The sequence below is a fragment of the Hymenobacter sp. 5516J-16 genome (assembly GCF_022919335.1).
GTDB classification, from domain to species: Bacteria; Bacteroidota; Bacteroidia; order Cytophagales; family Hymenobacteraceae; genus Hymenobacter; species Hymenobacter sublimis.
The window spans coordinates 4,508,055-4,527,334 of record NZ_CP095058.1; the positions used below are offsets into that span (position 1 = coordinate 4,508,055).

Below are 19,280 nucleotides of genomic sequence, written 5' to 3' on the forward strand. Positions count from 1 at the left end.
TGACTAAGTTGTTGTGTTTAAATTTGTATATATTTGTACTAACAAAAGAGTGCGGTTGAGCTGAATTTTTCTTTAACAAGAATCGTTTATCCAGCATAACACCTCCATCTCTGCACGACTACTTGTTTTCATATGAGAACCTTACTACTCACTTTCTTACTTATTGGCACGCTAAGTTCAGCCGCATTTGCTCAGCGGCGGGACCGATATGCGGAGCGGCCCGGAGACACGGACCCGTCAATTGAGCGGGTTGATGAAGTTACCCGGCAGATGAGCACCCAATTGCACTTGAACGAGGCTCAATTCATCAAACTCCGTGAGGTTAATAAGGTAAAACTTGCCCGCCTAGAGGAGATTCAGTGGCAATACGTTGAAGATGGCCAGCTACGCAATGCTAAAATAGCCGAGCTGGAAGCCCAGTACGAAGCTGAATGTGGCCGTATCTTAACTCCTTCTCAACTTAGCCTTTTCCGCGAAGAGCAGAAGCGTGATTCAACCCCTACCGGGCCTGCTAACTCCAATGAAGGTGGGTTAGGTTAATTCTCCTTCAAGCTAACTAGCTTGGCTCGAATTATAACCACAAGGCCGCTCCAGGTTACCTGGAGCGGCCTTGTGGTTTATCAGCTGACCGGACCGAAAGGTAAGCCCAACCCAGAAGTGGCCTCATTTAAAAGGTGCCGCTCCCGACAGAGGATGAGTGAACTGTATCAAAGTTTTACCACGGGAATAATTACCTCCGTGATGGTGCCAGTAGCCCCGCTACGTAGCAATACTCGGGAGCGGGTAGAGCGAGGATGCCCAGGGGCGCACTGCTGGCCGGCGGCCACGTAGTAAACGTAAACTTTGTCGCTTTGCTCGCCTAGTTCTTCCTCATCGGGGTGGCCTAGCAGGGAGGTTACATCATTAAGACGAGCACCGTACAACTCGTTCCGGTGCTTTTCCAAAATGGGTAGAAGCGCCGCGCGCCGGCTCTGGCATCCGTAGGAATCCTTGCGCCATGCCGCGGAGTCAAAGCCGGGGAAGTCGGGTAGGGCGTGGCCGCAACCGCTTAGCAGCGCGGCCAGAAGAAGGCCGCCGGCGAATCGGGAAAGAAAGCAGGGAACGGTTTGCAAGAGCAAGGAGTTTGGGACCCAAAGGGTAGTGAAAGAAAAGCGCTATTTTTGATCTGCCCAGAATAGCAAAACTGGTTTTACCACCGCAATTTACTTCGCCCGACTGATTTAGCCGATGACGAACGTGTTAACTGGCGTTGCCGCAGTACTTCTTAGCTTCTTGATGATTGGCACGCCGCTGGCAGCTAAGCCGGCAGGCATTTCCCGCGACAAATCCCCGACTGCTGCCGTTTGGAGCCCCCAGGAAAAGGCCCTCGTAACGGCCGCTTTTGAACAGCACGTCGCCCTTTCCTATGTGCAGGCCAATCTGACACCTACTGGCCTACCCCTCAACGTGTACCGCCGGGCCCTAATTGGTTTTTACAGCCTGCAGCAGCGCGGAACAGCCAGCAACCGCACCCAGGTTTTGTCCATCGTTGACTTCAGCCGCTCCAGCACCCAGAAGCGCCTGTGGGTAATTGACGTCGCGAAAGGCCGCCTGATTCATCATACGTTGGTGGCCCATGGCAAATCCACGGGTGAAGAATTCGCCCGTACCTTCTCCAACCGCGAGGGCTCGGAAATGAGCAGCCTGGGCTTCTATGTAACGGGTACTACCTACCAAGGCAAGCATGGCCTTTCGCTGAAGCTGCACGGCGTGGACTCTGGCTACAACACCAATGCCCTGAGCCGGGCCGTGGTGGTACACGGCGCGGAGTACGTTAGCCAGGAGTTTATTCGTCAGCACGGGCGCTTGGGGCGCAGCCAGGGTTGCCCGGCCTTGCCCGTGGACCAGACGCCGGCTATTGTTCGGTCCATTAAGGGCGGAACAGTGCTGTTCGCCAACGGTCCGGCCAGCAGCGGCTACCACTCCGCGTGGCTGAATCTGGATTCGGCCTTATATGCCTTTGCGCGCAACAAGGGACTGGCAGCTCATGTAAGCTAACTCTCCCTTTTTCACTAGGAAACAGGTAACGACACCGCCCCGCTTCTGACTACGTGCAGGAGCGGGGCGGTGTCGTTTGGTATTGGTATCGAACGGGTATCTACGCTCGGTCGCCGGTAGTTTTAACCAGGTTGATGCCGGCGAAAAAGAAGATCAAGCCCACGAAAAAGGGCACAAGAGAATTCATCTTACTCAAACCCAGACCTCCGATTTGCAGGAAGCCCAGCGCCCCGGCAATGATGCCGATGATGCCCAGAATAGTGAGAATGCTACCAAAGGTGCGTTTCTGATTCATGACTAAAACGAGTTGCGGTGGAGGAGAGTAGCCTGCCACGGGGCAAGCCGGAATAGAGGCTCATACGTGAGCCAGCTGAGTTTAGGTTCTGCGCGGGGGCTGGCAACCCTACTGTTGGCTTCGCGTTACAAGCCCTAGAGGCCATTAGGCCCTGTTTTCGCCCTACTCACTCCCTTCCCTACACCAATCATGAGAGGAAATCTTCGTTTCATTATAGCCCTAGTCATGGCTGCCTTTGCCTTCATCCCGTACTACTGCAACACGCAGAAAAACGAGGTGACGGGCGAGGTGCAGCACGTAGACATGTCGGCCGACCAGGAAATAGCGCTGGGCCTGCAGGCAGCTCCCCAAATGGCGCAGCAATACGGCGGCATTCACCCCGATAAGCAGGCTGGGGCCGCCGTGGAGCGCATCGGCCAGCAAATTGTGCAGAGCACGAAGGCCAGTCAGTCTCCCTACCGGTTTCAGTTTCACTTGCTGGCCGATGAGAATACCATTAATGCCTTTGCGCTACCCGGTGGCCAGGTATTTATCACGGCGGGCCTGCTGAAAAACCTTAAAACGGAAGGGCAGGTAGCCGGCGTATTGGCGCACGAAATCGGGCACGTGGTAGGTCGGCACTCGGCGGAGCAGATTGCTAAAACCCGTCTGACTCAGGGCCTGACCGGGGCCGCTGCCATTGGTCTCTTCGACCCGGAGCGGCCCAGCACGGCTGCTAGTGCCGCTGCTGCCGCCATGGTGGGCAAGCTGCTGACGTTGCGCTTTGGCCGGGAAGATGAGCTGGAAGCCGATCGGCTAGCCGTTGATTTCACGCCCGCGGCTGGCTATGACCCCGCGCCATGATTCAGGTGATGGAAGTACTCGAGAGTGCCAACCGCGGCGGTAGCAGCCCCCCCGAATTCCTGAGCACGCACCCCAACCCCGGCAACCGAATTGAGGAGTTGCAGCGCGACATTGCAGAGGACTTTCCCCAGGGGTTACCCGCTAATTTGAAGCCCTAAGTGGGCCCCAGGAAGAAATACTTGTGCCATAGCCGACCTCACCGTCGGCTATGCGCGTTTTAAGCGGAGGCTACTTGCGCTTAGCCTGTCGTCCTTCGGTTTACCGACTTCTGAATTCTCATTCTTACCAGTAACTTCCTTCATGCCAAGTCAACCGCTGCGCTTGTTATTATTTGTGCTAAACCCCATTTCTGGGGATGTGGATAAGAGCAACCTAGAGGCCACCATCAGGCAGTATTGCGAGGAGAGAGGCCGCACCGCTACCTTTTTCCATACCAGTGGCTCCGATGACTTAGCTTCCCTACGCAAGCACCTGTCTGAGCGTAGCTTCGACGCCGTATTTGCGGCCGGTGGCGATGGTACCGTAAGCTTGGTGGCGGAAGCGCTAACAAACTCCAGCACTCCGTTGGGCATTATTCCGCTGGGCTCCGGCAACGGCTTGTCCAAGGACTTGGGCATACCCCAGGAGGTAGAGCAGGCTTTGCGCCTGACCTGGGAGTACGAGCTTCGCACGGTGGACACTTTGCGGGTAGCCGGCATGTTCTCGGCTCATCTAGCCGACTTAGGTTTCAATGCTTTAATAGTAGAGCGTTTTGACCAAGGTGGCGTGCGGGGCCCAGCCGCCTACGTGCGCATTGCTACCCAGGAGTACGTTGCCTACGAGCCCGCCACGTACCACATTGAAACCGATCTGGAAACTTGGGAGGGCCCGCCTTTATGCTCACGGTTGCCAACGCCAGCACGTTCGGTAGCAACGTCATCATCAATCCTGATGGGGAGCTGGACGATGGCCAGTTTGAAATTTGCCTGATTGAGCCTTTTCCTAGCTCGGCCGCGCCGGGGCTCCTGTACCGGCTCTACACCAACGGTTTTGATGCCTCCGACTATACTCGCCGCCTGTGCTGCCGCCGGGCCCGCATTAGTGTGCCCGGGCAAACACAGGTACTCGTGCAGGTTGATGGAGAACCTCACCACGTAGCTACACCAGTAGAAGTCGAAATTAACCCTAGCAGCTTGCAAGTGCTGGTGCCCGTTAACCCTCCCAAACACCTAAGTAGCTACGCCGCCGGGGTGCTTGGCTTGAGTGCAGCTACCTGGGGCGTTACCACGGGACTTGAGGGTAGGGCGGAGTGCAGTTGAAGTCGGAAAACTTCCTCGTTACCGGGTTCCAGCGTCCGAAGCCAGGTTTCACCCTGAGAGTACACCTCCAGGCTAAAGAAACCCTTATGCTCATGCACAAACGTAGCCCGACCGCCCTTTTGGACAAAGGCCGTTTTGCTACCCGAGCCGCTAACTAGATAATGACCGCCTTTGTACTGGAAATACTGGAGGTTATGGTCATGGCCAGCCGCGTATATAACGCCCGGGAAATCGTGCAGAACCCGGAGTAAGCGGCGGCGCATTTTGCGGTAGCGCGGGTGAGCCATGTCCTCGGCCGCACCCACTACTTTCCGGTAAAGTGGGAGCAAAGAGCCAACAAGCGGGAGGGGCACGTAGGCTTGTTTATACACCGTGGTAAGCGGGAATACGTGCTGCTTAGCCGTGAACTTGCCCCCATGCAGAGCATTGGAGTAAAGCGGATGATGCCCAGCTACCACAACGCGCTGGTGGCGGTTTTCCTCCAACAAGCGGCGCAGCTCCCGGAAGGGCGCCTTCGAGTCGGCGGCTGGCCGGGGCCCGCGCTGCACCCACCACTGCGTGTTCAGGACAATGAGCAGCAAGTTGTCAGTTAGTTGGAGGGTTACGGGCCCGGGGTGCCCATCTAGCGGTAAATAATGGGCCCTGGGCAGCTGCTCCCGCACGTAGGCTTCCTGCCGGCGCAGGTACTCCCAGCCATCGGGGCGGCCCTTGTTCCAATCGTGGTTGCCGCTAAGCAGAACGACCTGGCCCGGAAAGCGACCCAGCGCCTCCAACAGTGTATGGAAGCGGGCTTCGGCCGCAGCGCGCCCTGGGTGCTCCGGTGCGGGCAAACCCGTCGGGTACACATTGTCGCCAAGGATGATAACCGTGCCGTTAGGACCGGTTTCGTGCTGCCAGCTCGTTAGCAAGTTTAGAATCGGGTCCGTACCGTCGGTGGCTACTGCCCGGGGTCGCCGAGCAAGGCCACCCGGTGCAGGGGCTGCTCCGCGGGCACCGGCTGCTGGGCCCAGTTGTTGTGGGCCGGCGCCACGTAGGGGCGTCGTCGGTACTGCCGCTCCTGGTAGAAGCGGTACAGTAGCCACCCCATTAGTAAGAGGGTAGCGGAGATAAGTGAATACAGAAGTAGAGAGGAAAGTGGCACGGGCAAACAGAACTATTCCTGGCTATACGGATGGCTCCTGTTCTGGGGCGAAACAAGAAAGGAGGATGCTGCAGGAATTATAATCAGTGATGAATCAAGGGCTTAGAAGGAGGGAGGCGTGAGATTTTTGAAGTGCCCATTCAACCGAACTCGCTCCTTCAGCCGCTCCGTCTCCTGCAGCACCGGCAAAATGTGCAGCAGATGCTCAAATACTCGTTGCTGGCGCTCGGCTTCGGTGGCGGCCTCTAGCAGCTCGTACTCTTGTTCCGTGCTAAGGCCCAGGTTGTGGGCAATGTCATACACCCGAAAATTAGTGGGTAAGTCCAGGAACAGCCGCCGCAGGCCCAGAATCTCGTAGAGCTGCTGAATCAGGGCCCGGGTTCGTTCGTGCAGGTCCGGGTCGGGTGTGTTGTCATCGGGCAGATCGGTAACGGTTGCCCCCGCGTAGAGCTTGCCCGGTAGCTGCCGAAAGAACTCCTCCACGCGGACCAGCCCAACGGCTTGGGTCTTGATGTCCATTTCGCCCGAAGGGTAGGTTTTAGCCACACTCACCAGCCGCATTTCCGTAGCGAAAGTACTGACGCTATTATTGAGGTAGGGCGGAATGCCAAAAGTGATACCCTCCGCCACGCAGTCGTGCACGAGCTGGCGGTAGCGGGGCTCAAAAATGTGGAGGTTAAGCTTTTCCCCGGAAACACCACGAGGTTTAGCGGAAACAGGGCGAGGGTGCGAGTCATACTTCTTCAACCGGAAAGGACGTGAAATGTCAGCGCAAACCGTCGGCTAACCGTGCCTACGCCCTAAAATCTGCTACTTTTGCTTCGAGGCCCAGGCCTTCAGATTTCACTTTACGTTAGTTGCTGATTTCGTGACGAATTACAGGCAAGCGGCCCGCCGGGCCGGGCGCATCGCCCTTCAGGTACTCGCTGCTCTCTTCCTGACGTCGGTGGCTTGGGTGCTGGTGTACCGTTGGGTAAGCCCGCCGGCTACCTGGCTGATGCTGGACCGCCGCGCCCACGCGCCCGTAGGATTGGGCTACCACGGCATCCGGGAAGATGACCGGCGCATCGATTACGACTTCAAAACCCTGGACGAAGTGTCGCCCCATTTGCCCCTGGCCCTGGTGGCGGCCGAAGACCAGCGCTTCCTGATTCACCACGGCTTCGATGGCGACGCCCTCCTAAAGGCCGCTAAATCGAACCTTAATGGAGAGAAGCAACTCCGTGGCGGTAGTACTATCTCGCAGCAAGTAGCCAAAAACGTATTCCTGTGGTCGGGCCGTAGCTACGTGCGCAAGGCAGCCGAAGCCTACTTCACTTTGCTGATTGAGCTCCTTTGGAATAAGCGCCGGATCATGGAAATGTACATGAACGTAGCGGAAATGGGCGACTGCATCTTTGGGGCAGAAGCCGCTTCACAACAGTATTTTCATAAGTCGGCCAAGAAGCTCACACCGGCGGAAGCGGCGTTACTGGCGGGAGTATTGCCCAACCCGCTGCGGTTTCGGGCGGCCCACCCCGGGCCCCAGGCCCGGGCCAAACAGAAGCGGGTCATGCGTAATATGCGCCGGCTGGGGGCACTACCTACGTGCGCACCCTCATGGATAAATAGTCCCGAGTTAAGCCCGATAGTAGCCCGCAAAACACAAGCTAGCACACTAGGGTGGCGGGGTACTCGCCGGCGTGGTTATCTTCCGGACATGAAACCGCTTCTACTTGTTACTGCTGGCGCGCTGCTAACGGCTTGCGCTACCACGCCGCGAGGCACTGCTGACTCAGCCGCTACGCGCCAGGCCATTGCGCAGGTGCTGGCTACCCAAACCGCCGCCTGGAACCGCGGCGACGTGGCCGGCTTCATGCAGGGCTACTGGCAGAATGATTCGCTGGTGTTCATCGGCAAAAGCGGCCTAACCTACGGCTGGCAGCCTACCCTCGACAATTACCGTCGCAGCTACCCCACCGCGGCCGCCATGGGCCAACTCGACTTTTCCAACCTTCGGATTCAGCCCCTAAGCCCGGATGCTGCCCAGGTTATCGGGCGCTGGCACCTGGCCCGCCCTGCCCAAGGCGACCTGCAAGGACACTTCTTACTCGTTTTTCGCCGCATTGCCGGGCAATGGGTAGTCGTGGCGGACCATTCAAGCTAGAAGTAGAATAGTGAGATGATAAAGTGGTAAGTGGGACGTTCAACAGGCGCGATGTGGCGCTGTTAGAACCTCCCACTTACCACTTTATCATGTCACCATTTCACTTATTGCATCACTGGGGCGCCGGAGCCTTCGCCGTCCAGCTCGGTATCGTCGGAGGCGGCTTCGTCTTTCTGCTTTTCCTGCTCCACGGCCGGAATAGCTTCCTGGAAGATCAGGCCCGTGTTGGCGGCGTGTTTGGCGGCCTGCACCGTATCCTGTACCAGCAGCATTTCCACCTTGTCAGCCCGCAAATCCTCCGACACCTGCTCTACCAGCGTGGCGCGGTCGGGGCGGTTAACGTCGCGGATGTAGATGGCCAGAATCCGGCCGGGGTGGCGGCGCACGACCTCCCGGTAAATGTTGGCATCCTCCTGGCCCGAGTCGCCGATGAGCACGAAAGGTAGCGTGGGGTACGTCAGCAGTAGGTTGTCGATTTCTTTGAGCTTGTGGCCGTGGTGCTCCGAGGCATCAGTGCTTTGCTTGCGCTTGAGGGCCATGTCGCGCAGCAACAGCGGGCCGGGCGGAATTTCGTTGAGCTGCAGGAAGTCTTCCAACAGGTCGTAAAGGTTCCAGGGCGAGCTGCTAACGTAGAAAAAGGGGTTGTTGCGCTTGCCATTACGGCCTAGCTGCAGCTGCCGGTAAAACTCGGCAACGCCCTTGAAGGGTAGGCGGGAGCGGGCATTACGCAGCAAGACAATGCGCGCCATGCGTAGCAGGTCCGTGGCGGAGGTTTGAATAACCGTATCATCCAGGTCGGAAATGATGCCGTACTCCGCATCGGCGGGCGGAATAAGCACCATGGCCCGCGTGTTAAGGCCCGCTGGGGTAGGAAAGGGGCCGGTGCCTGGCTTAGGAGCACATCTACGGGGTACCACAAAAAATCAACCGGCTCGGGGAGTGACTTGGGCTCCAGATTTAGGCTGAAGTAGCCTTCCTCATCCGTCACCACCAAATGGTCGGAACCATCGGAGGGGCGCACATTGAGCTGGGCTCCGCTGATTTCGTTGCTGTCGAAGCGGCGGTACATGTTCAGCAGGTTGTTCCAGCGCGAGTCGGACGGGTCGGGCTCGCCAATGCCCTTGTCCGTGAGCAGGCGGCCTTTCACGTAGAGGCGGTTTGGGGTGCCGTAGCTACGATAGGCCAGTAGCTGAAGCGGATGAAGCAGGCCCAGGCGGGCGCGGGTGCGGGTGAGGGCATCGTCGGCCCGTTCGGCCCAGCTGCTGAGTTTGTCGAGTAGAGGCATCGGGCGTAAAGAAAGCGTAAAGCATCATACCTACGTACTGCCCGGGCCTGGGTGTTGCCGAGCTAGCTGCTTGTGGCTCAGAATCAGCCACAAAAAAGCCTTCTACCCGCGGGCAGAAGGCTTTTCCGGCTACAAACTAATGGGTGCCCGTTAGAGGGAGCTTTTCAAGGTAGTGAAGTCGGAACTGGCGGCCGAGCGGTTCCGGCAGCCCAGTTGGTCGGCTTTGGTTTGGATGTTCTGGATACGGGAGCCGGGGTTGGGGTGGGTGCTCAAGAACTCAGGAGTGGCAGACTGGCCCTCCTTCTCCGCCTTGATAAAGAAGCCGGCTGCCCCATCGCAGGCGTAGTAGTTGGTGCCGTTCAGGTATTCCACCGAGTACGCATCGGCTTCCGTTTCGTAGTCGCGGCTGAACTTAAGCTGGCCCAGGCTGGAGGCTACATCCACCAACGTGTTTTGGTTTTCGCCCAGCAGCAAGCTCAGTAGCACACTAATGCCATACTGGCTCTGCAGTTGGCGCGAGGTGTGGCGGCGGTCGGCGTGGGCAATTTCGTGGCCCAGTACACCCGCCAGCTCCGTTTCATTATCCAAGTACTTAATCAGGCCCGAATACACGTAAATGTGCCCACCGGGGTAGCAAAAGCGTTTTGGGTTTGGTCGTCCCGGATGATTTTTACATCCCAGGGAAACTCGTTGCGGTACTGCAGCTTGCCGCTGTCGAGCACGCGCGTGACGATGCGGTTGAGGGCGGCGTAGGCGGTTGGGTTGCTGCTGCGCTCCAGCAACTGTCCTTTGGCCCGGAAGGTAGAATCGGTTTGGGCGGCTACTTTTTCGCCAAGGGCTTTGTCATCTTCAATCGAAAACAGCAGTACCCCATCCCCATCTTTGGAGCAGGAGGAAGCAACGGTACCAAGGGTGGCTACCAAGCCACATAAAAGCCAGGGTTTGAAAAGCAAACGACGCATAAAACGCGGATATAAGAAGAAAAGAGAAAGGAGGGCAGTGCCGATCAGTTAGAAAAAACAATGCCAGAACTAGTAGCCTGCTAACGCGGCCCGTCCGCTCCATGTTGCTTTTTGCGGGCTCCGAGGCAGGGTGCAGGTACTAGCAACCGGAGGATCAGCTAGTAAGAAATGAGGTAGTGGTGCCTTATCTGTGGCTGTATCATAGCGGCGCGGGCGCAGCCGACGGCAGAAACTAGCCGTAGCGGCCCAGCTGCTGCAGGGGCTGCTACCCTTTCTTTGTTTGCCACGTACAGCTAGGTCCCAAGCGCGGCACTAGGCCGCCCGGTTTCTGCTTTTCATTCTGCCATGTCTACTCCCTTATCTGCCCGCCCCAAAACTCGTAAAAAGAAGCTTGAGCCCCTAGAAGAGGCCCACGTGCTGTACAAAGACCCGGCCCGGCAGGCGGAATTAGCGGGCCTGCGGTACCTGACGGATACCCGGCCTGGTATCACGCGGGAGGCCGCCGCTGAGGGTGAATTTCGCTACCTCACGGCCAAAGGGGAAGCCGTGGAAGACGAGAAAACGCTGACTCGTATTCGAGGCTTCGTGATTCCGCCGGCCTGGACAGAAGTCTGGATTTCGCCCTCGGCCACTACCCATTTGCAGGTGACGGGCCGAGACGCCAAGGGCCGCAAGCAGTACCTCTACCACCCAGCTTGGGACCAGGCGCGGGCCCTCACCAAGTTTAGCCGCCTGCGGGCCTTTGGGGAAAAGCTGGCTGAGCTACGCCAGCAACTATACAAGGACTTGGGCCGCCCAACGCTTGACAAGCGCAAAGTGGTAGCCTTGGTGCTTACGCTCATGGATCAGTCCTTTATCCGCATTGGAAACAAGGAATACGCCAAGAAAAACAAAACTTACGGCCTGACCACGCTGCGCGACAAGCACGTGCAGGTGAGCGGGGCCGATGTGCGGTTTAGCTTCGTGGGGAAGAAAGGCGTACCTCACGACCTAACCATTCACGACCGGAAACTGGCCCGGCTGGTGCAGAAATGCAAAGAAATTCCCGGCCAGCACCTGTTCCAATACTACGCCCCCGATGGGCACCGGGAGGAGCTGGAATCCGGGGACGTAAACGCCTATTTGCAGGAGGTAACCGGCATGCAGCTGTCGGCCAAAGACTTCCGCACCTGGGGCGGCACTGTGAAGATGGTAGAGGCCCTGGAGCGGATTATTGATGAAGAGCCGGAATTTCCGAAGCCCAAGGGCCTAAAGCGCGCCCTGAAGGACGTAGCTGAGAACCTGGGCAATACACCTACGGTCTGTTCCAAATACTACATCCATCCCCAGGTAGTCGAGCTGTTTAATTCCGACCAGCTCATTGACTACCTACGTCGCCACGACGCGGACCCCGCGGAGAATGATCTGCTCACGCCCACGGAGCACATGGTGCTAGAAATGCTGCAGGAGTTGGAGGTGGTGAAAAAATGATGCGGTGAAGAGCTGTAACAGTTCGTGAGCCTACGTAGCACCAAGGGCCTTATTACGCCAACACAAGCACCGTAACAACGGCTTGCACTAGCGTAATAAGGCCCTTGGCTTTATAATAAGTTTTTTAGCTCACTACCTCACCTGCCTGAGCCGTCCCGGTCGAAGGCGTGGGAACGGACGCTGTGCTCGGTGCGGTCCTTGGTTTCTGGGCCGGGCTCAAGCACGTTGTTGCGTCTGGTGTCATAGAATTGGGTTCGTTTGCGCCAGCCAGCAACGCGGGAAGAGTCCTGCAGCAGGTCGGAGTCGGGGCCGCCGTATACCTCCAGAATGGGGGAGCGGCGCACCCGGCCCGAAACCACAAACTCATCTTTTCCCTGCAGTCCGTGCAAAACTACCCTGTGGGTGGCGGCAGGGTTGAAGGTGCGGCGGTAGAGTAGGGTAGGCTTGCGCTTGTCTTCGTCGTTGGGCAGCTGATACACTGAAACCACGGTAGCCGTGTCGTTGCGACGCTCCACTATAAACCGTTCGTTTTGGTCGGTGCCGGCTACTACCACCCGGTGAGCTTTCAGGCGGTAAAACTCCTCAGCAGCCTGGGGCAGCTTGGCCCGGCGCGCGCGCAAAGCGGCTTCCATAGCGGGGCCTTCCAACCGGTACACCTCTGGCGGCAAGCCTTGGCGCACGGCCCGCGTAATCACCTCATCCGTGAGCCTAGCCTGCAACTCCTGAGCCGTACGCTGGTACGCTGCTTTGGGCACCGCTGCTAGCGCGCGCTCATCGATGAAAGAGGCGTTGCGAGTGTAGCCCTCAATGCTTTGGTACTGGGGCCGGAACGTGCGGAATTTGCTTACCAGTTTGCTGGCCAGCCAGGATACGGCCCCATCATCAAACCGGAAAAACACCTGGTCCCGGTCTTGGGGCACTGGCCGCCACAGCACCCGGCCGTCGGGCTGGGCGTAGGCGGCCCAACTCCACTGGCCCTCGTGCCGGTCCCAGTCGCCCAGCCAAATATCAAGCAGGCGGGCCCGCAGAAACGCTTCCCCGTCGATTTGCTGGTGCGGGTTGGCGTACCGGGCCGCCAGCATGTCTTCTGATTCCTCCAGCGCCTGGGCGCCGGCCACGGGCCCGGTAATGTTTTGTTTGCCCTCAAACTTCTCCTCCAGCAATACCACCTTACCCCGAAACCGCTCACTGGCAGCGCCCAGGCCATTTTCATCGGGGCGCACGTAATAGGGCCGGGGAGTGGCGTGGGGCAGGCCCGCCGCTTCGGCCAGGGCCGGCACCACAAAGGCCCCGTAGGGCATGCCGGCGGAGGTAGCGTCGCGGACAGTCTTTAGAATGAACCCTTGCCGAAGCACCTTGGGTAGCGTACGGTAGGGGTCCTTATCGATGGTGCGCAGGGCGTAGCTGCGGCCTGTTGGGGATACCAGCGTCATGCTGATGGTTTGAAAGCCCCGCCGATTTTTCCGAAGGTTAATCCTCCTGGTACAACACTCTGCGGCTTAAATACGGGCAGCGTGACGGGCTGCACCCAGCTGGGCCGATGATGGCGGCCTAGCAGCCACCGGCCCACTAGGCCCGCTGGTAATGGCGACCCGCCGTTACACGCACGCTGTCAGCAGTGGCAGGCAGGGGGTAGCGAAATCAGGGCGGGCATCGGGTTGGAAATAGGTTTCCCGGTTACAGGCAGCGGCCGTAAGTAGCAACAGAAGGCTAGGGTAGCGTAGGTTCATGCGGGGTGAAAAGCGCGGCTAGGTTCCTTCAACGGAACCGCCGCGGAAAAGTACATGCTCCACGGTACAACCGCCACCAGGGAGTTTGCGCTATAAGGTCGGCCGCCCGATGTCGGGTAGCAGTTGTTGGTTTGTAATACTCCTCCTCCGTGCCCTGTTTTTCCCGCGTGTTTCTGCCCGTTGGCTTGCCGGCGGGCCTGCTGGCCGGCTTGTTGTTCGTTTCCTGTTCAGCTCCGGCCCAACGCGGTGCTTCCGGCTCGGCCCTCATTCTCCCTGACTCGACGGTAGTAGTGGCGGCGGGCCCTCACTACCAGCGCAGTGCATTGTACCGGTTTTTCTGGGGCACGCACTACCGGACCCTGTGGGCGCTGCCCGTCACGGCCCGGGTGTTTAATCTGCGTACGGCAGTACCGGGCGGCCTCACTCCCATTCGGGAAGGAGGCTCCTTTCAAACCAAGAACCTGCGCCTAGTGGACCGCAACGGCACGCAGTACGTGCTGCGCTCCGTGGATAAAGACGCCACCAAAGCCCTACCCGAAGCCTTGCAGCAGGGGCCAATTGGGCGGCTGATGAAGGACCAAACCAGCGTCATCCACCCGTACGGTGCCTACATTGTGCCGCCACTGGCCCAGGCAGCCGGGCTGTACTACACCAATCCGCGCCTCGTGTACGTGGCTGATGATCCGGCCCTGGGAGAGTTTCGGGAGGGTTTTGCCAATGCGTTGTATCTGTTTGAAGAACGCCCGGAGGGTGACCAACGGGCCGTCCGTAGCTTCGGTTTTTCGACCCAAGTAGTAAGCTCCCGCCAGGCCTTTACCAACCTGGTTACCAGCTCCCAGTTTCAGGTAGATGCGCGCCAGTACTTGCGCAGCCGCCTGTTTGATATGTGGCTGGGCGACTGGAGCCGGCGCGAAGATCAGTGGCGCTGGGCCAGCTTTCCGGCTCCCAATGGCCGCGTAGTGTACCGGGCTATTCCGCGCGACCGGGACCACGCCTTTTTTAAGTTTGATGACGGCCTGCTTACGCACATCATCGGCTGGGTGAAATCTAACTACCAGAGCTTCCACGAGAAAATCCGCCTGGCCGACGTAGAAGGGCTTAACCGTGCAGCGCGGCCCATGGATAAGTCGCTGCTGGCCTACCTGGATCAGCAGGACTTCCAACAGATTGCGGATTCCCTGCGCGGTGCTCTTTCCGACGACGTAATCAACCAGTCCTTGGCCGTGTGGCCCCAGGAGGTCCAGCAGCTGGCGGCCCCTGAGTTTCGCCATAAGCTCCGCAGCCGCCGGGAACAGCTCCCGGCCGTGGCAGCCAAGTTCTACGCCTTACTGGCCCAGGATGTGGAGCTGCCAGGTACGGATGAGGCTGAGCGCTTTGTGGTAGAAGCCATAGGGCCCCGGCAGGTGCGGGTGCAGGTTTTTCGGCTTACTCCGCAGGGTGCTACCTTGCTGCATCAGCGCCTATTTACCAGCCCCCAAACCCGCTCCATCAAGCTGTTTGGCCTCGGGGGAAATGATGCGTTTGAATTGCGCGGCCAGCCCGATTCTCGCTTTCAGATTGAGGTTTACGATGGCGCGGGCCAGGACTTAGTGGAGGCTACTCCGGCCCCGCGTCGTTCACGCAGCCGCCTGACCATATACGAGAGTGGCGACGGTAACACGCTACGGGTTGGCAAAACCGACGTCGAAAAATACCGGCCCCATGCCGATGAATTTGATGCTGCCGGCTGGCTACTACGTCATCGGTTGTATTAGGTAAGACAGCACTCTGGAAGCGGCTGGAACTTAAGGCGCCGAATTGGTTACCGTTGGCGTACATACGCGGTGGAGCCACTGCATAGCGGTGCCTTCATCCCCGAATAATTGCAAATGATAGCCCTGAGCTGGTAGCGGCTGGCGCTGGGCTAGAACCACTAGTGGGGCGGCCGGGCCGCCCGTGTCCTGCCAGGTGGCAGACACCAGGCAAGCCACATACACGACCGAGCCTAGATCTTGAGACAACGTAGGCAGAAAGCTGGTTGCCAGCCAGTCAGCCATTTGCTCATCCGATAGCGCCCGCCGCCGCGAATCAACCAGCCAGCACCTGGCCCCGTGGTGGCGGGCAGTGGCCAACGCTTCCTGGTAGCCCTGTTGTAGCTCGTGCTGCGAAATTTCGCGCAGCCAGCGTACAATCAATACGTGCAGATCAGGCCGAAATAAGATGCTCAGAGCAGGAGAAGGATGCATAAGTGCTGCTGCTACGCAGGCCCACTCGAAAAGTTTTGACCTACTTCGGTCATTGCGCTACCGCACCGCCAACAGCATGCCCGCTGCCACAGTTAAAGGCCCCATGAAGCTTTCCGAGGTTCTTTCTTATTGCGCCCACACACGACACTTAAGCAAGCCGCGCATACGAGCCGTTTATCAATAGGCGGCCTGCTACTGCATTTGCCGAAAAGGGCCCGGTATGTACCCTTAAAAATGAGGGAGGGTAGCGTTGCCCATTGGGGCAATCAGGCTGCGGCTTTGAAAATCTTGACCTTATCCTTGTGCTTGGTCCGAAGGTACTGCCGGATAATCTGCTGCACGTCCTTGTTGTCGTTGTAGCGGGTAATGGCCTCCTTAAAATCCGTCAGTTTGCGGGCCGTGAAGGTTTCATCTACGTAGCCAAAGCCTAGGTAGCGCCCATTTTCTACCACCACAATACTCTTCTCGTCGGCCCGACGGCCCAGCCCCGTAATCACGAAGGAGCCGTGCTCGTAGGTAAACGACTCGATGGCGGCCTCTACTCGCTCGTTGTACTCCTCCGCCGGCTCCAGCCCTATACAGGCGCCTTTGCAGCGGTGCACTTGGTAGTCAAAGCAGGATCCGGTGGTTTTGTACAGGTCGCAGAGCTTCTGGCAGAGGTTGAATTTGGCGACCTTGTGAAATAGGAAACCTTTGGCTTTATACTGGTTGCCCAGCGCAATCAGGGGTGAGATTCCGCGTGGTCATCGGCGCGGCCATAGTAGAGGTGCTTGTAGCCGTTTTCATCCGTACGCAGGAAAATACCGGCCGGAAACACCGAGCGACGCTGAGCCCGGTTGTAGAGCGGCTTCATGCGCTTGATTTCGTGCGACTCATAAAGCAGGGCTACCAACTCGGAGCCGGTCAGCTCCCAGGTAATATCGGAAATGGAGTTCTTGAACTCGATGCTCTTGCGCGACTTGTAGTCGACGGCGAAATGCTGCTGAATCCGCTTGTAGATGTTAATGCTCTTGCCCACATAAATCACCTCGCCCTGCTCATCATGAAAATAGTACACGCCGGCTTCCTGGGGTAGGCTGGCTACTTTTTCGGGGGTGATGTTGGGCGGTAGCAAGGCCGTTCGGATGGCATCCTGCACGGCCTTGATTTTGCGGGCTGAGGGCTGCTTGGTGGTAGCAGCGGCACTGCCATTTCTGGGGCGGTTGCCCGCCGGAGCGTTGGCGTCCACGGCCGCCAGTGTATCGGCCGGGCTCAGGCCCGGGCCGTGAGGGCTTCTTCCTGCTGGCTAATTTTGAGCAAGCGGCCAAACAGAATGGCCGTGGCCGCGGCGTCGCCGGTAGCCCGGTGCCGATCGTTAAGCGGAATCCCGATGTTCTGGCAGAGCTTGCCCAAACTGTAGCTAGGCTGCCCCGGCATCAGGGAGCGGCTTAAGCGTACCGTGCACAGCGTTTTGCGGGAGTAGTTGTAACCCAAATCCGCAAACTCCTTTTTCAGAAAAGAATAGTCGAAGCGCACATTATGCGCCACAAACACGCAGCCCTCCGTAATCTCGACGATCCGGCGCGCTACCTCATGAAACTTAGGTGCGTCGCGCACCATATCATCCGTAATGCCCGTGAGCTGGGTAATGAAAAACGGGATGGGCCGGCCAGGGTTCAACAGGGTGCTGAACTCATCCACTACTTTCTCACCGTCGTGAATGTAGATGGCTATTTCCGTGATGCGGTCCTGCGCGGGCTGCCCTCCGGTAGTTTCAAGGTCAATGATGGCGTACAAACGAGAAGCGAATTCGGGTAAACAAACGTGCTAACAAAATTGGTAACAAAGATACGCCCCCGGAAGGTTGCAACGCCGAGTTGCCTTCCCGAAGCGGCTTCTGGCTCAGCCTTAAAAGCAGAAAGCCTACCAAGGTGGTAGGCTTTCTGACAAAAGAAATTTGCTAATGGCTTAGCGGGTGCCTTTCTGCTGGGTAATCCAGTTTTTAGCCGACAGGATTTCACTGTGCTGCTTCTGAATTACAGTGCGGGCTTCGGCGGGCAGGTTCTGCGACTTCATAGCCGTTTCGTACGACTGCAGTGCCACGGCATCACCCGTTTCGCACTCGCCAAGAATGGCCGAGTCGTCCTGGCCCGTAATGGCCGATTTAATGTTGATCCAGCCGCGGTGTACAGCAGCAGCGGCGTCGGCTACTAGGCCTTCAACCGTGTTGCCTTCTTCCGTGTTGATGCCGTACTGCTGGGCATGCTGGGAAAGCTCAGAAGCAAACTGGGCCCGCTGCTGGCTGAACTGGCTGAACTTAGCCTTCAAGTCGCTGCTGCTGGCGCCTTCGGCGGCTTCCTGATAGCCTTTCGCGGCGGTTTTGTTGATTTCTACGAGGTCGTTGTAAGCGCGGGCGGCGTCGCCGGTTATAGTGGCCATGATGAAGCGTTTTAAATGAATGGTAGGGAAAGAGAAATGCTGCCGGGTAGGCAACACATGGGCTTTTATACCCTTCCCGCCCCGTGGAGGTTGCCTAAGCAGGATTATAAAATTTCGGTCTTAAGGCACTACCTGCGCGTTTCAGCTAAAAAAAATCCCCGTTAGCCTCAGCCAACGGGGAAAGGGTAGGAGCCTCAATAGGTGAGCTACTTAGGCTGCTTTGCCCGTAACGCGCCCCCATAATCGGCCCAGGAAGCCGGGCTGCTTCTCGCCAGGCTTTGTGGAATCGTCGCCTTCGGCCGTATCGCCGAGCAGGAAGCCCCAGGGTTCCGTCACTTTGTTGGCATCCAGTACCACCTTGATAACGGCCATAATCGGAATGCTCAGAATCATGCCGGGCGTGCCCCAGAGCTCGTTGCCTAGAATCAGGGCCAGAATGGCAGCCAGCGGGTTGATGCTTACCTGCGAACCAGTAATCATGGGCGTGATAAAGTTGCCTTCCAGGAACTGCACCACCACAAACACGCCAATGACCAGCGCGGCCTGTACCACCGAGCCGGTTTCTACCAGGGTGATAATAGCCGGGATGGTCGCCCCAATCATGATGCCGATGTAGGGAATAACGGCCAGCACCGAGGCGAAAATGGCGAAGAAGATGGCAAACTTAACCCCCAGCGCTACCAGCCCGATACCGTTCAGCACGGCCACAATGAGAATAACCTTCACCAAACCCGAAATGTAGGCCTGTACGACCGTCTGGATGCTGTCCACGGTGTGCAGCACCGCCGTACGCTTATCGGGAGCGACGAAGCGGAACATGAACTGCCGCAGATGGTCGCGGTAGAGCAGCAGACAGAAGATGTAAATAAACACCTGCAGAATGTTGCTCAGGGCCGCCGTGGTAGTGTTGAGCGTAGTACCCAGATACGTACCACCCGACTTCTTCAGGGCCTTCATCGTCGACTCCTTCACGTCTTCAATGCTCATGGGTTGGTAGCCGAACCGCTGGTGGGCCCACTCCTGCGCCGTGTTGAAGAACTCCATGGTTTTGGCCTGCAGCTTGGGAATCTCGGTTTTAAACTGAGTTAGCTGGGAGCCAAACCCAAGCACGAAGCCCGCAAAAATCAGTACCAGCAGCAGCAAGCACAGGATGATGGCCAGCACCCGGGGCAGGCCCCGCAGTTCCAGCCACCGGCAGATGGGCAGCAACAGCAGGGCGAAAACGCCCGAGAAAACCAGTGGCAGCAGCACGTCGTCGAGTACGCGCAGGGTGTACACCAGCAGCACGGCCCCTATCATAAGAAAGGCAAACTGAACCACGGGGGCTTGCTTTACCTCCTGGCTGGGCTTATGGCCCGAAGGAGGCAAATGATGTTGGGTAGCGGGAGGAAACATATTGCTAAAAAAATTGGTAAGCCAAACAGATTGGG

Annotated in this window: 25 protein-coding genes; 9 read left to right on the top strand and 16 right to left on the bottom strand. The window is 58.0% G+C overall.

Features of this window, described 5'->3' with window-relative positions; genetic code table 11:
- Window positions 1–132 precede the first annotated feature (132 nt).
- Window positions 133–540, top strand: a complete 408-nt coding sequence (locus tag MUN84_RS22295) for a hypothetical protein (protein ID WP_244696071.1) — start codon at window positions 133–135, stop codon at window positions 538–540.
- Window positions 541–707: 167 nt separating this feature from the next.
- On the opposite strand, the gene MUN84_RS22300 is transcribed toward MUN84_RS22295, so the two are convergent.
- On the bottom strand, window positions 708–1,112 hold the full coding sequence (locus tag MUN84_RS22300) for a hypothetical protein (protein ID WP_244696072.1): 405 nt from the start codon (window positions 1,110–1,112) through the stop codon (window positions 708–710).
- A 115-nt stretch (window positions 1,113–1,227) separates the two neighbouring features.
- On the opposite strand from MUN84_RS22300, the gene MUN84_RS22305 reads away from it, so the two are divergent.
- Window positions 1,228–2,037, top strand: a complete 810-nt coding sequence (locus MUN84_RS22305) for a murein L,D-transpeptidase catalytic domain family protein (RefSeq protein WP_244696073.1) — start codon at window positions 1,228–1,230, stop codon at window positions 2,035–2,037.
- A 100-nt stretch (window positions 2,038–2,137) separates the two neighbouring features.
- Here the strand turns inward: MUN84_RS22305 and MUN84_RS22310 are convergent, their stop codons facing one another.
- The gene (locus tag MUN84_RS22310; RefSeq protein WP_244696074.1) at window positions 2,138–2,332 is read right to left on the bottom strand and encodes a hypothetical protein; all 195 of its coding nucleotides are present in this window, start codon (window positions 2,330–2,332) and stop codon (window positions 2,138–2,140) included.
- Between the two features lie 225 nt (window positions 2,333–2,557).
- Between MUN84_RS22310 and MUN84_RS22315 the strand changes: the two genes are divergently transcribed.
- The 4 genes from MUN84_RS22315 to MUN84_RS22330 all read left to right on the top strand — a co-directional run bounded on the left by MUN84_RS22315 (window position 2,558) and on the right by MUN84_RS22330 (window position 4,473).
- On the top strand, window positions 2,558–3,175 hold the full coding sequence (locus MUN84_RS22315; RefSeq protein ID WP_244696075.1) for a M48 family metalloprotease: 618 nt from the start codon (window positions 2,558–2,560) through the stop codon (window positions 3,173–3,175).
- Between the two features lie 5 nt (window positions 3,176–3,180).
- Window positions 3,181–3,333, top strand: coding sequence for a hypothetical protein (locus MUN84_RS22320; RefSeq protein WP_244696076.1), 153 nt, complete (start codon window positions 3,181–3,183; stop codon window positions 3,331–3,333).
- Between the two features lie 142 nt (window positions 3,334–3,475).
- Window positions 3,476–4,144, top strand: coding sequence for a diacylglycerol/lipid kinase family protein (locus tag MUN84_RS22325; RefSeq protein WP_244696077.1), 669 nt, complete (start codon window positions 3,476–3,478; stop codon window positions 4,142–4,144).
- Window positions 4,051–4,473: a diacylglycerol/lipid kinase family protein gene (locus MUN84_RS22330; protein ID WP_244696078.1), complete on the top strand. Its 423-nt coding sequence runs from the start codon at window positions 4,051–4,053 to the stop codon at window positions 4,471–4,473. Before MUN84_RS22325 ends, MUN84_RS22330 begins: the two co-directional genes overlap by 94 nt.
- On the opposite strand, the gene MUN84_RS22335 is transcribed toward MUN84_RS22330, so the two are convergent.
- From MUN84_RS22335 to MUN84_RS22345, 3 genes are all read right to left on the bottom strand, one after another.
- On the bottom strand, window positions 4,392–5,381 hold the full coding sequence (locus MUN84_RS22335) for a metallophosphoesterase (protein WP_244696079.1): 990 nt from the start codon (window positions 5,379–5,381) through the stop codon (window positions 4,392–4,394). The two genes, MUN84_RS22330 and MUN84_RS22335, sit on opposite strands and share 82 nt — an antisense overlap.
- A gap of 29 nt (window positions 5,382–5,410) precedes the next feature.
- A complete protein-coding gene (locus MUN84_RS22340) occupies window positions 5,411–5,560 on the bottom strand; it encodes a hypothetical protein (RefSeq protein ID WP_244696080.1) in 150 nt (49 codons plus the stop codon).
- Window positions 5,561–5,716: 156 nt separating this feature from the next.
- Window positions 5,717–6,256, bottom strand: coding sequence for a peptidase (locus tag MUN84_RS22345; RefSeq protein ID WP_244696081.1), 540 nt, complete (start codon window positions 6,254–6,256; stop codon window positions 5,717–5,719).
- A 226-nt stretch (window positions 6,257–6,482) separates the two neighbouring features.
- Here MUN84_RS22345 and mtgA point away from each other — a divergent pair, with 226 nt between their 5' ends.
- On the top strand, window positions 6,483–7,760 hold the full coding sequence (gene mtgA, locus MUN84_RS22350) for a monofunctional biosynthetic peptidoglycan transglycosylase (RefSeq protein WP_244696082.1): 1,278 nt from the start codon (window positions 6,483–6,485) through the stop codon (window positions 7,758–7,760).
- Window positions 7,761–7,864: 104 nt separating this feature from the next.
- Here the strand turns inward: mtgA and MUN84_RS22355 are convergent, their stop codons facing one another.
- The 4 genes from MUN84_RS22355 to MUN84_RS24320 all read right to left on the bottom strand — a co-directional run bounded on the left by MUN84_RS22355 (window position 7,865) and on the right by MUN84_RS24320 (window position 10,007).
- Complete coding sequence (locus MUN84_RS22355) at window positions 7,865–8,539, bottom strand: phosphatase domain-containing protein (protein ID WP_410780111.1); 675 nt, start codon at window positions 8,537–8,539, stop codon at window positions 7,865–7,867.
- Window positions 8,425–9,045 carry a hypothetical protein gene (locus MUN84_RS22360; RefSeq protein WP_244696083.1) on the bottom strand — a complete coding sequence of 207 codons (621 nt, stop codon included), beginning with the start codon at window positions 9,043–9,045 and terminating at the stop codon, window positions 8,425–8,427. The genes MUN84_RS22355 and MUN84_RS22360 overlap by 115 nt, the downstream gene beginning before the upstream one ends.
- Before the next feature lie 150 nt (window positions 9,046–9,195).
- Window positions 9,196–9,657: a M48 family metalloprotease gene (locus tag MUN84_RS24315; protein WP_317239047.1), complete on the bottom strand. Its 462-nt coding sequence runs from the start codon at window positions 9,655–9,657 to the stop codon at window positions 9,196–9,198.
- Window positions 9,642–10,007: a hypothetical protein gene (locus MUN84_RS24320; RefSeq protein WP_317239048.1), complete on the bottom strand. Its 366-nt coding sequence runs from the start codon at window positions 10,005–10,007 to the stop codon at window positions 9,642–9,644. Before MUN84_RS24320 ends, MUN84_RS24315 begins: the two co-directional genes overlap by 16 nt.
- Before the next feature lie 345 nt (window positions 10,008–10,352).
- On the opposite strand from MUN84_RS24320, the gene MUN84_RS22370 reads away from it, so the two are divergent.
- On the top strand, window positions 10,353–11,477 hold the full coding sequence (locus tag MUN84_RS22370; RefSeq protein ID WP_244696084.1) for a DNA topoisomerase IB: 1,125 nt from the start codon (window positions 10,353–10,355) through the stop codon (window positions 11,475–11,477).
- A gap of 137 nt (window positions 11,478–11,614) precedes the next feature.
- Here MUN84_RS22370 and MUN84_RS22375 read toward each other — a convergent pair whose 3' ends face one another.
- Window positions 11,615–12,910 (bottom strand): hypothetical protein, encoded by a 1,296-nt coding sequence (locus tag MUN84_RS22375; protein WP_244696085.1) that lies wholly within the window; start codon window positions 12,908–12,910, stop codon window positions 11,615–11,617.
- Window positions 12,911–13,356: 446 nt separating this feature from the next.
- Between MUN84_RS22375 and MUN84_RS22380 the strand changes: the two genes are divergently transcribed.
- Window positions 13,357–14,961 (top strand): hypothetical protein, encoded by a 1,605-nt coding sequence (locus MUN84_RS22380; protein WP_244696086.1) that lies wholly within the window; start codon window positions 13,357–13,359, stop codon window positions 14,959–14,961.
- A gap of 30 nt (window positions 14,962–14,991) precedes the next feature.
- Here the strand turns inward: MUN84_RS22380 and MUN84_RS22385 are convergent, their stop codons facing one another.
- From MUN84_RS22385 to MUN84_RS22410, 6 genes are all read right to left on the bottom strand, one after another.
- Complete coding sequence (locus MUN84_RS22385; protein WP_244696087.1) at window positions 14,992–15,432, bottom strand: hypothetical protein; 441 nt, start codon at window positions 15,430–15,432, stop codon at window positions 14,992–14,994.
- A 266-nt stretch (window positions 15,433–15,698) separates the two neighbouring features.
- Entirely contained in the window at window positions 15,699–16,034 is a 336-nt protein-coding gene (locus MUN84_RS22390; protein ID WP_244696088.1) for a hypothetical protein, read from the bottom strand.
- A gap of 119 nt (window positions 16,035–16,153) precedes the next feature.
- Window positions 16,154–16,660 (bottom strand): nucleotide excision repair endonuclease, encoded by a 507-nt coding sequence (locus MUN84_RS22395; protein WP_244696089.1) that lies wholly within the window; start codon window positions 16,658–16,660, stop codon window positions 16,154–16,156.
- 23 nt (window positions 16,661–16,683) lie between these two features.
- Window positions 16,684–17,208, bottom strand: coding sequence for a PolC-type DNA polymerase III (locus MUN84_RS22400; RefSeq protein WP_244696090.1), 525 nt, complete (start codon window positions 17,206–17,208; stop codon window positions 16,684–16,686).
- 171 nt (window positions 17,209–17,379) lie between these two features.
- The gene (locus MUN84_RS22405) at window positions 17,380–17,850 is read right to left on the bottom strand and encodes a ferritin-like domain-containing protein (protein WP_244696091.1); all 471 of its coding nucleotides are present in this window, start codon (window positions 17,848–17,850) and stop codon (window positions 17,380–17,382) included.
- A gap of 210 nt (window positions 17,851–18,060) precedes the next feature.
- Window positions 18,061–19,245 carry an AI-2E family transporter gene (locus MUN84_RS22410; protein WP_244696092.1) on the bottom strand — a complete coding sequence of 395 codons (1,185 nt, stop codon included), beginning with the start codon at window positions 19,243–19,245 and terminating at the stop codon, window positions 18,061–18,063.
- Window positions 19,246–19,280: the final 35 nt, after the last annotated feature.

Coding starts and splice junctions, on each gene's coding strand:
- MUN84_RS22295 (WP_244696071.1), top strand. CDS start 133: ATGAGAACCTTACTACTCACTTTCTTACTTATTGGCACGCTAAGTTCA.
- MUN84_RS22305 (WP_244696073.1), top strand. CDS start 1,228: ATGACGAACGTGTTAACTGGCGTTGCCGCAGTACTTCTTAGCTTCTTG.
- MUN84_RS22310 (WP_244696074.1), bottom strand. CDS start 2,332: ATGAATCAGAAACGCACCTTTGGTAGCATTCTCACTATTCTGGGCATC.
- MUN84_RS22315 (WP_244696075.1), top strand. CDS start 2,558: ATGGCTGCCTTTGCCTTCATCCCGTACTACTGCAACACGCAGAAAAAC.
- MUN84_RS22325 (WP_244696077.1), top strand. CDS start 3,476: ATGCCAAGTCAACCGCTGCGCTTGTTATTATTTGTGCTAAACCCCATT.
- MUN84_RS22330 (WP_244696078.1), top strand. CDS start 4,051: ATGCTCACGGTTGCCAACGCCAGCACGTTCGGTAGCAACGTCATCATC.
- MUN84_RS22340 (WP_244696080.1), bottom strand. CDS start 5,560: ATGGGGTGGCTACTGTACCGCTTCTACCAGGAGCGGCAGTACCGACGA.
- MUN84_RS22360 (WP_244696083.1), bottom strand. CDS start 9,045: ATGCCTCTACTCGACAAACTCAGCAGCTGGGCCGAACGGGCCGACGAT.
- MUN84_RS24320 (WP_317239048.1), bottom strand. CDS start 10,007: ATGCGTCGTTTGCTTTTCAAACCCTGGCTTTTATGTGGCTTGGTAGCC.
- MUN84_RS22370 (WP_244696084.1), top strand. CDS start 10,353: ATGTCTACTCCCTTATCTGCCCGCCCCAAAACTCGTAAAAAGAAGCTT.
- MUN84_RS22375 (WP_244696085.1), bottom strand. CDS start 12,910: ATGACGCTGGTATCCCCAACAGGCCGCAGCTACGCCCTGCGCACCATC.
- MUN84_RS22385 (WP_244696087.1), bottom strand. CDS start 15,432: ATGCATCCTTCTCCTGCTCTGAGCATCTTATTTCGGCCTGATCTGCAC.
- MUN84_RS22405 (WP_244696091.1), bottom strand. CDS start 17,850: ATGGCCACTATAACCGGCGACGCCGCCCGCGCTTACAACGACCTCGTA.
- MUN84_RS22410 (WP_244696092.1), bottom strand. CDS start 19,245: ATGTTTCCTCCCGCTACCCAACATCATTTGCCTCCTTCGGGCCATAAG.